The organism is Arthrobacter sp. B3I4 (assembly GCF_030816855.1).
GTDB lineage: Bacteria > Actinomycetota > Actinomycetes > Actinomycetales > Micrococcaceae > Arthrobacter.
On sequence record NZ_JAUSYK010000001.1, the window covers coordinates 1,746,069 to 1,759,268 of the forward strand.

Annotated in this window: 14 protein-coding genes; 9 read left to right on the top strand and 5 right to left on the bottom strand. The window is 68.5% G+C overall.

Going from position 1 to position 13,200, the window contains the following annotated elements; genetic code table 11:
* The first annotated feature begins 135 nt into the window (after nt 1-135).
* The 4 genes from QFZ61_RS08240 to QFZ61_RS08255 all read left to right on the top strand — a co-directional run bounded on the left by QFZ61_RS08240 (nt 136) and on the right by QFZ61_RS08255 (nt 3,149).
* Nucleotides 136-1,017 carry a TIGR00730 family Rossman fold protein gene (locus QFZ61_RS08240; protein ID WP_307035010.1) on the top strand — a complete coding sequence of 294 codons (882 nt, stop codon included), beginning with the start codon at nt 136-138 and terminating at the stop codon, nt 1,015-1,017.
* A 28-nt stretch (nt 1,018-1,045) separates the two neighbouring features.
* Nucleotides 1,046-1,486: a DivIVA domain-containing protein gene (locus QFZ61_RS08245; protein WP_307035012.1), complete on the top strand. Its 441-nt coding sequence runs from the start codon at nt 1,046-1,048 to the stop codon at nt 1,484-1,486.
* Nucleotides 1,483-2,760, top strand: coding sequence for a hypothetical protein (locus QFZ61_RS08250; protein ID WP_373427140.1), 1,278 nt, complete (start codon nt 1,483-1,485; stop codon nt 2,758-2,760). The genes QFZ61_RS08245 and QFZ61_RS08250 overlap by 4 nt, the downstream gene beginning before the upstream one ends.
* Before the next feature lie 221 nt (nt 2,761-2,981).
* Nucleotides 2,982-3,149 carry a DUF3117 domain-containing protein gene (locus QFZ61_RS08255; protein ID WP_079550332.1) on the top strand — a complete coding sequence of 56 codons (168 nt, stop codon included), beginning with the start codon at nt 2,982-2,984 and terminating at the stop codon, nt 3,147-3,149.
* Nucleotides 3,150-3,230: 81 nt separating this feature from the next.
* Here QFZ61_RS08255 and QFZ61_RS08260 read toward each other — a convergent pair whose 3' ends face one another.
* Complete coding sequence (locus tag QFZ61_RS08260; protein WP_307035015.1) at nt 3,231-3,863, bottom strand: O-methyltransferase; 633 nt, start codon at nt 3,861-3,863, stop codon at nt 3,231-3,233.
* A 238-nt stretch (nt 3,864-4,101) separates the two neighbouring features.
* Between QFZ61_RS08260 and sigE the strand changes: the two genes are divergently transcribed.
* The 3 genes from sigE (at nt 4,102) to QFZ61_RS08275 (ending at nt 6,416) form a co-directional block, all read left to right on the top strand.
* Nucleotides 4,102-4,737, top strand: coding sequence for an RNA polymerase sigma factor SigE (gene sigE, locus QFZ61_RS08265; RefSeq protein WP_307035017.1), 636 nt, complete (start codon nt 4,102-4,104; stop codon nt 4,735-4,737).
* A gap of 8 nt (nt 4,738-4,745) precedes the next feature.
* Nucleotides 4,746-5,912, top strand: a complete 1,167-nt coding sequence (locus QFZ61_RS08270) for a hypothetical protein (protein WP_307035019.1) — start codon at nt 4,746-4,748, stop codon at nt 5,910-5,912.
* 126 nt (nt 5,913-6,038) lie between these two features.
* The gene (locus QFZ61_RS08275) at nt 6,039-6,416 is read left to right on the top strand and encodes a twin-arginine translocase TatA/TatE family subunit (protein ID WP_307035021.1); all 378 of its coding nucleotides are present in this window, start codon (nt 6,039-6,041) and stop codon (nt 6,414-6,416) included.
* A 30-nt stretch (nt 6,417-6,446) separates the two neighbouring features.
* Here QFZ61_RS08275 and QFZ61_RS08280 read toward each other — a convergent pair whose 3' ends face one another.
* The 3 genes from QFZ61_RS08280 to QFZ61_RS08290 are packed head-to-tail and all read right to left on the bottom strand — an operon-like array spanning nt 6,447 to nt 9,632.
* A complete protein-coding gene (locus QFZ61_RS08280) occupies nt 6,447-7,598 on the bottom strand; it encodes an Mrp/NBP35 family ATP-binding protein (protein ID WP_307035023.1) in 1,152 nt (383 codons plus the stop codon).
* An 11-nt stretch (nt 7,599-7,609) separates the two neighbouring features.
* The gene (locus QFZ61_RS08285) at nt 7,610-8,368 is read right to left on the bottom strand and encodes a DUF1003 domain-containing protein (protein WP_307035025.1); all 759 of its coding nucleotides are present in this window, start codon (nt 8,366-8,368) and stop codon (nt 7,610-7,612) included.
* Entirely contained in the window at nt 8,349-9,632 is a 1,284-nt protein-coding gene (locus tag QFZ61_RS08290) for a magnesium transporter MgtE N-terminal domain-containing protein (protein ID WP_307035027.1), read from the bottom strand. Before QFZ61_RS08290 ends, QFZ61_RS08285 begins: the two co-directional genes overlap by 20 nt.
* Nucleotides 9,633-9,709: 77 nt before the next feature.
* On the opposite strand from QFZ61_RS08290, the gene QFZ61_RS08295 reads away from it, so the two are divergent.
* Nucleotides 9,710-10,594: a general stress protein gene (locus QFZ61_RS08295; protein WP_307035029.1), complete on the top strand. Its 885-nt coding sequence runs from the start codon at nt 9,710-9,712 to the stop codon at nt 10,592-10,594.
* 102 nt (nt 10,595-10,696) lie between these two features.
* Here the strand turns inward: QFZ61_RS08295 and QFZ61_RS08300 are convergent, their stop codons facing one another.
* Nucleotides 10,697-12,283: an aminopeptidase P family protein gene (locus QFZ61_RS08300; RefSeq protein ID WP_307035032.1), complete on the bottom strand. Its 1,587-nt coding sequence runs from the start codon at nt 12,281-12,283 to the stop codon at nt 10,697-10,699.
* 71 nt (nt 12,284-12,354) lie between these two features.
* Here QFZ61_RS08300 and QFZ61_RS08305 point away from each other — a divergent pair, with 71 nt between their 5' ends.
* The gene (locus tag QFZ61_RS08305) at nt 12,355-13,200 is read left to right on the top strand and encodes a PHP domain-containing protein (RefSeq protein WP_307035034.1); all 846 of its coding nucleotides are present in this window, start codon (nt 12,355-12,357) and stop codon (nt 13,198-13,200) included.

The window sequence follows — 13,200 nt, forward strand, 5'->3', positions numbered from 1 at the left end:
TATGACCGCTGTCACTGGGAGTTCGTCCACATCGTGACCCAAGAGATACCGCAGCCTACCACCGTCGCAGCCGCCCCGGGCGGCCCCGAAGCGCCACGGCAGCCGGCCCGCTGATCCGCGCGTTAGCCTAAGGACATGAGTACCGAGCCGCAGCCCACGCCAGAGCAGAACCCAGCCGGCACCCCAGGCTCGGGGCGTCGGGACGCCCCGCCGGCCAACGGCATCCGGCATAAGGGGCCGCTCGAGCTGCGCCGCAAGGCGGCCAAGGTCACCATGTCCGACCAGACACTGCTGGACACCAAGGGACCGGGCCAGTTCGTGCACACAGACCCGTGGCGGGTGCTGCGGATCCAGAGTGAATTCGTGGAAGGCTTCGGCGCGCTCGCCGACCTCGGGCCCGCCGTCAGCGTTTTCGGTTCCGCGAGGACGCAGCCGGGCAGCGTCAACTACGAACTCGGCGTGGAGGTGGGCCGCAAGCTGGCCGAGGCCGGCCTCGCTGTCATCACCGGCGGCGGCCCAGGGTCCATGGAGGCGGCCAACAAGGGCGCCGTGCAGGGCAACGGTGTCTCGGTTGGCCTCGGGATTGAGCTGCCCTTCGAGCAGGGCATGAACCAGTGGGTGGACCTGGGCATCAACTTCCGTTACTTTTTCGCCCGCAAAACCATGTTCGTGAAGTACGCCCAGGGCTTCATTGTGCTCCCCGGAGGCCTCGGCACCCTCGACGAGCTCTTCGAAGCCATGGTCCTGGTCCAGACGCGTAAAGTCACCTCCTTCCCGATCGTGTTGATCGGCACGGCGTTCTGGAGCCCGATGATGGAATGGATCCAGACCACCCTTGTCGCCGAAGGCATGATGGCAGAGGAGGACCTCGACCTCGTCCAAGTGGTCGACGATCCGGCGCTCGCCGTGGAACTCATCGCCGAAGGCGCCGCCCGCCACCGCAACCCGGGCGGCACCGGCCCGGCTGCGGGGAGCGGCAGCACGCCCACAGGCAGCGGCAGCGGCCCGCGGGCCTGATCGTCCCCGCCCAGCCTTGTCTGGCACCATGGGACCTGTGAGTTTCTTCCTGGTCTTCGTGGCGATCGTGCTGGCCGCCGTCGCCATCCTCCTCGGTACCGACTTGGCCCAGAGAATTTTCCGCCGCCGCGCGGGCGGGCGGGCTTTCGAGGACGGATTCGACGAGCCGGTGGCTTCGCTGCCGCCGGTGCTGCTGCCTGCCGATGCCGAACCCGCAGACCTGGACCGGATCCGCTTCGCCGTCGGCGTGCGTGGCTACCGGATGGACCAGGTGGACCAGGTCCTCGACGAGCTGCGGGACCAGATCGCGCGGAAGGACCGTGAAATTGCCGCGCTCCGGGCGGAACGGGAACGGCCGGAGCGGCCGGATTCGGAACAGGCGGAGCCGGAACGTGTGGAGCGCCCCCGGCGGAACCATCCCCGCGGGGAGCGCCCGCACCGGGATCCGGCGCCGGATCCTGCGCCGTGAACGAAACGGCGCAGGAGAGTCTTAACACTGCCGTCTGGGGCCGGATCGCTGCTGCCGGCAACCGTGCCGCGCGCTGGCCCTGGTGGCTGCAGGTCGGGGGACTGTACGTCGCCGCCCGTCTGGTCAGTGCCTGCATCTTCATGGCCGCGGCGCTGCACCAGGGGGTCAACCCATGGTTTCCGCCCAGGCCGGACTACTGGAACTTCATCAACATCTGGGACGCCCGTTGGTACGGAGAAGCGCTCAGCAACGGCTACCCCACCCAGTTGCCGGTCGATGAGGCGGGCAACGTCAAAGAAAACGCGTGGGCGTTCTACCCGCTCTTTCCGCTGCTGGGCCGGTCCCTCAGCGGGCTGACCGGGGCTGCTCCGGCCGCCTCGCTGACAGTCATCGCGATGCTCTCCGGCCTCGCGGCGTCGCTGGTGATCTACCGCCTGTTCCGGCTCAAGTCAGCGCACCGCACGGCACTGTGGGGTTCGGTGTTCTTCTCCGTTTTCCCTGTCGCTCCGGTCCTGCAGGTACCTTACGCAGAGTCGCTAAACCTTCTGCTGCTTGCCGCGGCGCTCCTGATGGTGATGCGCAGGCGCTATCTGTGGGCCATTCCCGTGGTGTTGCTGATGTGCCTGTCCCGGCCCACCGGGGTGCCCTTCGCAGCGATGGCCGGCCTGTTGCTGCTGTGGCGCCTGTACCCGTATCTACGCCTGCGGTTTCAGGGCCTGCCGCGGGCGGGCGGCCCCGTCGCCGAGGAGGTGCCACACAACGCTGCTGAGCTCTGGTCGCTGACAGGCCTGACGGCTGCCGCCGGCCTGGGTGCGCTGCTGTGGCCCGCCATCGCGTGGGCCACCACCGGCGACGTCCAGGCCTACACCAAGACCGAGACCGTCTGGCGCGGCCAGGACCTGGTGCCGTTCAAGCCCTGGTTCGATACCGGGATCCAGCTTTTCGGACCCGGTCTCGGGCTGTTGGCGCCGTTTGTCTTCGTGGCTGCCTTCGCCCTGCTGATGATGTCCAGGCCGGTCGCGGCGCTGGGGGCGGAGCTGCGGCTCTGGTGCATTTGCTACACGGGGTACCTGCTGGTATTCCTGCACCCGCAGACCAGCACTTTCCGGATGCTGCTGCCGCTGTTCCCGCTGGCGCTCAGCGCTGCACTGGTTTCCCGGTCCCGGGCCTACCGCGGGACCGTCGTCGTCATGTTTTTGCTGTTGCAGCTGGTGTGGGTGGTGTGGCTTTGGGCGTGGGCGCAGCTGCCCGGCGGTGGCGACTACCCGCCGTGACGGCGGGCACCTTTTTGGGCCGGGCAACCGGCGTTTCCAACGCGCGGAGAAAGTCCAACGATTAGCTACACGCCCGTAATTACGAGATAATGTCCCTAAGCAAGGAAAACTGAGTATTGAGCCCCGGCGGCTGCCGACACAGCCGCCGGGCGGTTGTTGACTAAGCGGACACAGCCCGGCCGGGCTGGAAAGTCACGGGACTACTAAGGGGGATATTCCTCATGGCGGCTATGAAACCACGCACCGGCGACGGACCTATGGAAGTGACCAAAGAGGGTCGCAGCCTGATCATGCGTGTTCCGCTCGAAGGCGGGGGACGGCTTGTCGTCGAACTCAACGCTGCAGAAGCAACGAACCTGAAGGAATGCCTGGTCGGCGTTACCGAATAGCCTTCGCCTGGCAGGCGCGGGAACGCTTCACCGGGATAAGGGCCCGCTGCCGCCGGCAGCGGGCTCTTCCTTGCCTCCGGCCTATTTCTTGACTGCGACCAGCAGGCCGTCGCCGGTGGGCAGCATCGCGGAGGCGAGGCGCTCGTCGTCGCGGATGGCCTTCCCGATCTGGCGCAGCACCACGGTGGTCGCGTCCCGGGCCGCAGGGTTGGAGACGCGGTCCTTGTCCAGCGCATCGTTGACGATCAGCAGCCCGCCGGACTTCAACAACCGAATGGCCTGTTCCACGTAGCGGGGGTAGTTCGGCTTGTCCGCATCGATGAACACCAGGTCGTAGGCGCCGTCAGTGAGGCGCGGCAGCACGTCGCCGGCGCGGCCGGAGATCGTGCGGGTGCGGTTGGCCGGGCTGCCTGCCTCGTGGAACGCCTCGCGCGCGGCGCGGAGGTGCTCGACGTCGACGTCGATGGTGGTCAGGACGGCCTGCGGGCCAAGCCCGCGGAGGATGCAGACCCCGGACACGCCGGCGCCGGTGCCGATTTCCACCGCGGTCTGCGCCTTGGAGGCGGCAGCAAGGACGGTCAGGACGGCGCCGACGCCGGGTCCGACCGGAGTGACGCCCAGTTCGAAAGACCGTTCGCGCGCGTGCAACAAAACCTCGTCCTCGGCAGGCAGATCTTCTGCGTAGGACCAGCTCGTGGACTTATCGGCGCTCATGGGTATCGCTTTCCGGGCAGGAGGGGAGTGTTTCATACAGCGTACTGGGTCTGGCAGGCTGTTCCGGTGCGGCTTGCGCCGTCGGCGGAAGAGTCCGCAACGTCAGGAATTTCCCAGCTTGTTTTGAAATGATGGATATCCGCTCATCCGCGTGGTGATCGGCGTCGAATTCAGGGTGTAGCAGCTTGCAGCAGCAAGCGCCGTCCAGACGTAACACCATCCGCGAGGGGAGTGGGCAATGTCGGCTCTGGCCGCTGTCCCGGCAACTGATGAGTCCCAGCCCACGGCCGAGGCTGAGTGGGTCCGGCCGACGTGGGAAGAAGTGGTCACCAACCACTCCGCGAAGGTCTACCGGCTGGCGTACCGGCTGACCGGCAACAAGTACGACGCCGAGGACCTCACCCAGGAGGTCTTCGTGCGGGTGTTCCGCTCGCTGGAAAACTTCAAACCGGGCACCCTCGACGGCTGGCTGCACCGCATCACCACCAATCTGTTCCTGGACCAGGCGCGGCGCAAGAGCCGGATCCGCTTCGACGCGCTGGCTGAGGACGCCGAGTCGCGGATCCCGGGCCGCGAGCCCGGCCCGGAGCAGAGCTTCGAGTTCAACAACCTTGACCTGGACGTCCAGGCAGCCCTTGAGGAGCTGCCGCCGGACTTCCGCGCCGCCGTGGTCCTCTGCGACCTGGAGGGCCTGTCCTATGACGAGGTCGCGGTGGCGTTGGGCGTCAAGCTCGGCACCGTCAGGTCCCGGATCCACCGCGGCCGGACGATGCTCCGCGAGAAGCTCGCGCACCGTGACCCCCGCCCGCCACAGACCGCCAAACCAACACTCAAGCCGCGGCTCAAGATGCCCCGGATCGCCGGCCTGCTCTGAACCGGGCGATGGCTCAGCTGAAACATCTACTGCGTGGCCTTTCGTGCAAATATTTCGGCCGTCCGTCACGCCGGGCCCGCCTTGCCGCGGCACTGCTTGCCGGCAAGGCCCACGAGCGGCGCCGGAACCACCTGGAACGCTGTACTGCGTGCCGCGCCCGGCAGCAGCGGGAACGCCAGTATCTGGAGCGGCTGCGCGGCGCGGCGGTCCCGGAAGCCAGTGAAGACCTGACGGCGCGCCTGCTGGCCCGCACCGGGGAACTGGCCACCCGCAGCGACGGTGACTCACCGGCGCCCGCTGCGGTCCAACCGGCCACCCCGGCGCCGGTGCTCAAGCAGCGCCCGGCACCGGTGACTCCGAAGCGCCTGCCGCTAGCCCTCGGAATCGGTGGTGGCGTGGCTGCCGGAGCGCTGCTGCTCGGCGGTGCCGCCTACCTCCTCGGCGCCGAGGTGGCGCCGACGTCCGACGGCGCGTTCGCCTCGGCAGCCGGGGCCGCTTTCCCCGGGCGGATGACGGGCCAGGCGGTGCCTCCCGACAGCGCTTTCGGTTCCGCGTGGAAGCTCAGCGGTGAACCCGACGTCGCGCCCGCCGGGGCCCTCAGCGCCGGGCAGCTCGCCGGGCTCCGCGCCCAGGGCTGGACCTGCCCGGAACTGCGCGAACTCGGTTACCACCTGGTCTGGGCCCGCAGCGGCATCGCCTACGGGACCAAGGTGCTGGAACTGCGGCTCACCGACGGCCGGCACTTCGCCACTGTCCTGGAGCAGCACAGCGGCGACGGCGGACGCCGTTCCGGGCCGGCGGCCGGGCCCGGGCGGGCAGCCGCGGTTCCGGTCAACGTGCTTACCGGCCACCCGGCCTCCGACGACGGCTTCACTGCCGCGCCGCTGGTGCCTGACAAACCGGATACCGCAGCGACGGACGCCGAACAGCCTCAGCCTGCGCCAGCCGAGGGGGTCCTCTGGGTGAACGCCCGGGCGCCGTTCCGGGCCATCTACGCAACACCTGCGGCCACGTTCACCTACGTCTCGGACCTGCCGGACGAGCAGGCCGGCGCCGGCGTCGATGCCCTCGTGCGTTCGCGTCCTACGGCGTCCCCGGCCGCGCCCGGCGGCGGCGCTCTGCCTACCCGGCTGGAACGCGGCCTGCAGCGGCTGGCGGAGCTGCTGGCGCGGTGACCGGACAGTATGGCCCGGGCAGCGGCCGGGCCGCCGGCGCGGCGGGGACGGAAGCCCGATCAAGGGCCTGCTGCAGGCGCTTAGCCGAATCGTTGCGCGCCCGACAGAGAGGGTAATCTTCCTAGAGTGTTTGGAATCAACGGTCCGGAGTTCATACTTCTGCTGATCATCGGCCTATTGGTGATCGGTCCCAGCAGGTTGCCCGAATACACGCAGAAGCTGGCCAACATCGTCAAGGAAGTCCGGCGGATGGCGTCCGGTGCCCGCGAGCAGATCAAGGAAGAAGTCGGCATCGACATCGACGATGTGGACTGGAAGAAATACGACCCCCGGCAGTACGACCCGCGGCGGATCATCAAGGAAGCGCTCCTTGAGGACGACTCCAAGCCGGTCAGCCCCGGAGCGCCCGCCGCTGTCGCAACAGCGGAGGAGCGCCGCCCGGCCCGCGTCGTCGAGCGGCTTCCCGAGGGCCAGCCGGCACCGTTCGACTCCGAGGCCACCTAGGCCCGTAGGCCCGCAACCTGGTTTTCCGGGTCAGCGCGGCTGCAGGCCCAGCCGGACGCCGTTGAGTCCGCGCGGACTGGACGCCAACGTTCCGGCGATGCCTGCCAGCGCCACGGCAGCCGGGCTCTCAGGCCGGCTGAGCACCAGCGGCACACCGGTATCGCCGCCTTCGCGTAGCAGGATATCGAGCGGGATCTGGCCCAGCAGCGGCACGTCGGCACCCGCCGTGACAGAGAGCCGCTCAGCCAGCACGGCACCGCCCCCGCTGCCGAAGAGCTCCATCCGGGCGCCGTCGGGCATTTCCAGATAGGACATGTTTTCCACCACCCCGGCCACGGTTTGGCCGGACTGGGCCGCCATCGTCCCGGCCCGTTCAGCGACGTCGGCGGCGGCGGCCTGCGGAGTGGTGACCACCAGGACCTGCGCCTTCGGCAGCAGCTGCGCCATCGAAATGGCGATGTCGCCGGTGCCGGGCGGCAGGTCCAGGAAGAGCGCGTCCAGGTCGCCGAAATAGACGTCCGTGAGGAACTGCTCGAGGGCGCGGTGCAGCATGGGCCCGCGCCAGGCCACCGGCTTGTTGCCGGAAACGAACATGCCGATCGAGATCACCTTGACCCCGTAGGCCACCGGCGGCAGGATCATGTCGTCGACCTGGGTCGGCGCCTGGTCAATCCCCATCAGCGCCGGCACGGAGAAGCCGTACACGTCGGCGTCGACGATCCCCACGCGCAGTCCCTGGGCGGCGAGGGCGCAGGCGAGGTTGACCGTTACGGATGATTTCCCCACCCCGCCCTTGCCGCTTGCCACCGCATACACCTTGGTCAGGGAGCCCGGCGCGTTGAACGGGATGCTGCGCTGGCCGCCGGGCCCGCGCAGTTGCTCCTTGAGGGCATCGCGCTGTGCCTGGGTCATGACTTTGAGATCAACGTCAACGGCGGTGACCCCGGGTACGGCGGCCAGCGCCGCCTCGCAGTCCCGCGTGATTGTCCCCCGGAGCGGGCAGCCGGCAATGGTCAGCAGCACGGTGATCCGCACCCGGCCGCCGTCGGACACGCGGACGGACTCAACCATGCCGAGTTCGGTAATGGGGCGCCGGAGCTCCGGATCGATGACGGTGGCCAGCGCCGCGTCGACGGCCTGTTCCAGGGCGGAGGCGCCTGCGGGGCGCGGAGGAGTGCTCATAGGGGTACGGCTCAGCTTTCGGGGGAGCGGCGTGGCACGGAGGCGTCTGTGCCCTCCGGCCGGTCGTCGGATGCCGGCGTTGTTGCAGGCTCAACGGTGGTATCGGTGGGGACGCGGGGAATCTGCTGGGTGCGGGGGTTGCGCCTGTCGCGGCGCTCCCGAAGCTTTTCCTTGCCTTTGTCGCGCGTGTTCTCGGCGTCCCCGGCCGCGGAATCGCGGCTGCGAAGGTCCTCCTGCGCATCGACCATGTCCTCGAGCAGGCTCCGGAGCTCGGCCCTGACGTAGTCGCGGGTGGCGACTTCGCGCAGGGCAATCCGCAGCGAGGCCAGCTCCCGGGTGAGGTACTCGGTGTCGGAGAGGTTCCGTTCGGCGCGCTGGCGGTCCTGCTGCAGCGAAACCCGGTCCCGGTCATCCTGGCGGTTTTGGGCGAGCAGCAGCAGCGGGGCGGCGTAGGAGGCCTGCAACGACAACATCAGGGTCAGCAGGGTGTAGCCGAGCGCCTGGGAGTCGAACTGCCAATCCTGGGGCGCAAAGGTGTTCCAGACCAGCCAGAAGACCACAAACACGGTCATGTACACGAGGAACGCCGGCGTGCCCATAAACCGGGCGAAACCCTCCGTGGCGTGCCCGAAGGCGTCCGGGTCGGGGGAGAACTTCGGCAGGATCCGCTGCCGCCCGCTCAGCGGGGTGTCGAGGCTGCCGGTGGTCCGTGCTCCCGGACGGACGGTGGAGTTCCGTGGTGCGCTGTTATCAGCCAATGCGGCCTCCAAGTTTCCTTATCGGGGCGTCGTCCTCGTGGGCGCGCCAGTCATCGGGCAACAGATGATCAAGCACGTCATCAACAGTCACCGCCCCGACAAGCCTGCCGTCGTCGTTGACAACGGGGAGGGAGTTGAGGTTGTACGTCGCCAGGGTGCGGGCCACCTCGCTGATGTGGGCCTGGTCCGAGAGCGGTTCGAGGTTCTTGTCCACCAGGTTGCCCAGCGGCTCCGGCGGCGGGTAGCGCAGCAGCTGCTGGATGTGCACGACGCCGAGGAAGCGGCCCGTGGGGGTTTCCAGCGGCGGGCGGGCGATGAAGATCGAGGAGGCCAGCGCCGGGGACAGTTCCTCGCGCCGGACATGCGCGAGGGCCTCGGCGACGGTCGCTTCCGGGGGGAGGATGACCGGGACCGGGGTCATCAGGCCGCCGGCGGTGTCTTCGTCGTATTCGAGCAGGCGGCGGACGTCCTCGGCGCCTTCAGGTTCCATCAGCTGCAGCAGTTCCTCGGCCTGCGCGCTGGGGAGCTCGGCGAGGAGGTCGGCGGCGTCGTCGGGGTCCATCTCCTCCAGCACGTCGGCGGCGCGCTCGACGTCGAGCGCTGAGAGGATCTCCACCTGATCACCTTCGGGCATTTCCTGCAGCACGTCGGCGAGACGTTCGTCCTGGAGCTCGCTGGCGACCTCAAAGCGGCGCTTGTCGCTCATCTCCTGCAGCGCCTCCGCGAAGTCCGCGGGCTTGAGGTCCTCGTGAGTGGCGACAAACTGGGTGGCTGCCTGGGGTTCGGTGCGCGCACCCTGCTGCGCGTCGGCCCAGTCAATGATCATGGTTTCGTTGCGGCGCAGCCGGCTCAAGGGCGAGAGGGAGTGGCCGCGGCGGACGAAGAGCTTGCTGACGAACCAGTCGCCGGAGCGGTGCCGGTCCATGGCGATGTCCTCGATGGTGGCGTCCCCGCTGCCGTCGGCGAGGGTCACCCGGCGGTCAAACATCTCGGCGACGACGAGGGTTTCCGCCCCGCGTTGTTCGAAGCGGCGCAGGTTTACCAGCCCGGTGCAGATGACCTGGGTCTGGTCAATCGAAGTGATGCGGGTCATCGGCACGAAGACCCGCTTCTTGCCCGGCACCTCGACGACGATGCCCACCACGTGCGGGGCTCCGCGGTTACCGCGGGAGAGCACCACGACGTCGCGCAGCCGGCCCAGACGGTCGCCCAAAGGGTCGAAGACGTCCAGCCCGAGAAGGCGCGCGACAAATACCCGCGAAAGAGTTGTGCTCACTCCTACAGGCTACCGAGTCTGCTCTCTTTTAGCGGAATTTGCAGGCGCTGCCCAGCTCGATGGGCGAGAATGGGCGTATGTCAAACATTTTTGGTGGTCCAAAGGCCGGCGCTCCCGGCGGGGCGGACGAGTCCCGCGCAGTCCCCAAGGGCGACGCCGTCGGTTCCTACAATTCGTACCTGGATGCCCAGAAGGCGGTGGACTACCTCGCGGACCAGCAGTTTCCCGTGCAGCTGGTTTCAATCGTCGGCAACGACCTGAAGATGGTGGAGCGCGTCACCGGCAGGCTCACCTACCCCCGGGTCGCCCTTTCGGGCGCGCTCAGCGGCATGTGGTTCGGCCTGTTCGTCGGGGTCATGCTGTCCTTCTTCTCGACGACGGGCGGCTATTTTTCGATCATCAGCTCGGTGCTGATGGGTGCGGCGTTCTTCATGCTGTTCGGCATCGTCACCTACGCGATGCAGCGGGGCAAGCGTGACTTCACCTCGACCAGCCAGGTGGTGGCGACGAACTACGACGTCGTGGTGGCGTTTGAGGCCGCCCACGAGGCCCGCCGCCTGCTGCACCAGCTGCCGATGACTCCGCAGGACGCCTCGTCTCCGGGCTTCCAGCAGCAGGGCCACCAGCACCAGCCGTTCCAGCAGAGCACCCAGCAGCAGGGCCAGCAGGGTCCGCAGCAGCAGGGCCAGCAGGGCCCGCAGCAGCAGGGCCCGGCACCGGAGCGCCCCGCCGGCTGGAGCGATCCTTACGGTCAGCGTCCGTCCGGTGCTACCGCGCAGCAGCCGGCCCAGGGTCAGCAGCCGGCAGCGCAGGAGCCGGAACCGCAGCAGGTCCGCCCCGCCGCAGTCCGCTACCCGGACCTGCCGGATGGCCGCCCGCAGTACGGCGTCCGGGTCAGTGATGACCGGCGCCAGGAGGACAAGCGCCACGACGCATCCCGCGACGAGGGCGAGCAGCGCTAAAAGCCAGCAGGGCGGGCCGACGCCTTGTGAGACGCCTTAAAAATGGGAGGGCGGCCGGAGTTGTTCCGGCCGCCCTCCCTTTTGCTTTCCAGCGCGCTGCTGTTACTCCTGCCGCAGGGCGTCGACTTCCTGGTAGATGCCCGCCATCCAGGACTCGACGTCGGCGGCCTTGCGCGGCAGCGCGGCGCTGAGGTTGACCGGACCGTCGGCCGTCATCAGGATGTCATCTTCGATCCGGACGCCGATGCCGCGGTATTCGGCCGGGATGCCGAGGTCCTCTTCCTTGAAGTACAGGCCCGGTTCGATGGTGAAGACCATGCCGGGGGTGAGGACACCGTCCAGGTACAGTTCACGCTTGGCCTGCGCGCAGTCGTGCACGTCCAGGCCCAAGTGGTGGCTGGTGCCGTGCGGCATCCAGCGCCGGTGCTGCTGGCCTTCGACGCTGATGGCTTCCTCGACGGAGACCGGGAGCAGGCCCCATTCGGCCAGCCGTTCGGCCAGCACCGTCGTGGCTGCGGTGTGGATGTCGCGGAACTTCGTCCCGGGCTGCGCAGCCGCGAAGCCGGCGTCGGCGGCGTCGAGCACAGCCTCGTAGACCTTCCGCTGGATGTCCGAGAAGCTGCCATTGGCCGGCAGGGTGCGGGTGATGTCCGCGGTGTAGAGGGATTCGGCCTCGACGCCGGCATCCAACAGCAGCAGTTCGCCGGCGTTGATCTTGCCGGTGTTGCGGGTCCAGTGCAGCACGGTGGCGTTGTTGCCGGAGGCTGCGATGGTGTCGTAGCCGAGTTCGTTGCCTTCCTCGCGGGCACGGGCGAAGAAGGCGCCCTCGACGACGCGCTCGCCCCGCTGGTGGGTGAGGGCCCGCGGCAGAGCCTTGACCACTTCGGTGAAGCCCTGGACGGTGGCGTCCACGGCGGTCTTCATCTGCTCGATTTCCCACTCGTCTTTGATCAGGCGCAACTCGGAGAGGGCTTCGCTGAGCTTTTCATCCAGCGCGTCCAGCACACCGAGGTCCAGGTTCTCCGGGTCCTTGGCGGTGTTGTAGCGGGCGGTGTCCACCAGCGCATCAATGTTCTCGTCCACCTTGCGCACCAGCCGGATCGACATGCCGCCGATCTCCGGGGCCCCCACGTTCTTGGTGATGGCCAGCTCAAGTTCGGCCAGGTCCGCAGTCGCCAGACCCAGCTGGGCCTCAAATTCGGCCAGCGTCGGGCGGGCCCCGATCCAGAACTCGCCGGAACGGGAATCGGCGTAGAACTGCTCGGTGTCCCGGCCCGCGAGCGGCCGGAAGTACAGCGTCGCGCGGTGGTGGCCGCCGTCGTCGCCCTTCCCCTCGTCCGAGGGTTCCAGGATGAGCACGGCGTCGGGCTCGTGGTCCACGCCCAGGCCGGTCAGGTGCGCGAAGCCCGAGTGCGGGCGGAAGCGGTAGTCGCAGTCGTTGGAACGGACCTTCAGCGGCCCGGCGGGGATGATTAGGCGTTCACCTTTGAACAGCTCGGAGATGGCGCGGCGGCGGGCGGCTGCATACCCGGCGACGGCGTCCAGCCCGGGAAGCTGCGCCTGGGCCGGCGCCCAGTTGCTGGCCATGAAGGCCTTGAAAGCGTCGGAACTGGGCCGCTGGGAGCGGTTGTTGACGCGCTCTTCGAGGGGCTGGGAAGCGGAGACTTGGGTGTTATCTGCATCGTTCACGCACCCATCGTCTCACCAGCGGCTGGCGATAGGCCAACAAGCCGCCCCGGCGGATCTACTAGGCTGGGCAGGTGAGGATTGACCTGCATGCCCACTCGAATGTTTCCGACGGCACCCAAGCTCCCGCAGCGGTGATCGCGTCCGCTGCCGAGGCCGGCCTCGACGTCGTCGCCCTGACCGACCACGACTCCACCGACGGCTGGGCAGAAGCGGCGGCGGCGGCCCGCAAGCTCGGCCTGGCCATGGTCCCCGGGATGGAGGTGTCCTGCCGGACCAGTGAGGGCATCAGCGTGCACCTGCTCAGCTACCTGCACGACCCGGCGCACCCCGGGCTGCTGGAGGAGATCACCAAGGCCAAAGACGCCCGCTTCACCCGCGCTGAACGCATGGTCAGCCTGCTCGCCGAGGATTACCCGCTGAGCTGGGACGACGTCATCCACCATGTGGCCCCCGGCGCCACCCTCGGCCGGCCGCACATCGCCGACGCCCTCGTCGCCGCCGGCGTCGTCGCCGACCGTACCGAAGCCTTCGACACGATCCTGACTTCGCGCTCCCGCTACTGGGTGCAGCACTATGCGCCGGAGCCCGCGGTCGCCGTCGAACTCGTCCGCGCTGCCGGGGGCGTGCCGGTCTTCGCGCACCCGGTAGCGTCCTCCCGCGGACGGATCGTGGGGGACCGGACCTACCGGGAGATGATCGACGCCGGGCTGGCCGGCCTGGAGGTCGACCACCGGGACAACCCGGAGGAGGGCCGCGCCTTCCTGCGCGGCCTCGCTGAACGGCACGGCCTGCTGATCACCGGGTCCTCCGACTACCACGGGGCCGGGAAGCCCAACCTGTTCGGCGAGAACCTAACCTCCCCGGAGGCGCTGGCCCGGATTGAGGAGCTGGGAACCGGATCCTCCGTGGTGCGCTGA

What these genes read in the sequence shown, in the direction of transcription:
- QFZ61_RS08240 (WP_307035010.1), top strand. Translation starts at nt 136, where the DNA reads ATGAGTACCGAGCCGCAGCCCACGCCAGAGCAGAACCCAGCCGGCACC.
- QFZ61_RS08245 (WP_307035012.1), top strand. Translation starts at nt 1,046, where the DNA reads ATGGGACCTGTGAGTTTCTTCCTGGTCTTCGTGGCGATCGTGCTGGCC.
- QFZ61_RS08255 (WP_079550332.1), top strand. Translation starts at nt 2,982, where the DNA reads ATGGCGGCTATGAAACCACGCACCGGCGACGGACCTATGGAAGTGACC.
- QFZ61_RS08260 (WP_307035015.1), bottom strand. Translation starts at nt 3,863, where the DNA reads ATGAGCGCCGATAAGTCCACGAGCTGGTCCTACGCAGAAGATCTGCCT.
- sigE (WP_307035017.1), top strand. Translation starts at nt 4,102, where the DNA reads ATGTCGGCTCTGGCCGCTGTCCCGGCAACTGATGAGTCCCAGCCCACG.
- QFZ61_RS08270 (WP_307035019.1), top strand. Translation starts at nt 4,746, where the DNA reads ATGGCTCAGCTGAAACATCTACTGCGTGGCCTTTCGTGCAAATATTTC.
- QFZ61_RS08280 (WP_307035023.1), bottom strand. Translation starts at nt 7,598, where the DNA reads ATGAGCACTCCTCCGCGCCCCGCAGGCGCCTCCGCCCTGGAACAGGCC.
- QFZ61_RS08295 (WP_307035029.1), top strand. Translation starts at nt 9,710, where the DNA reads ATGTCAAACATTTTTGGTGGTCCAAAGGCCGGCGCTCCCGGCGGGGCG.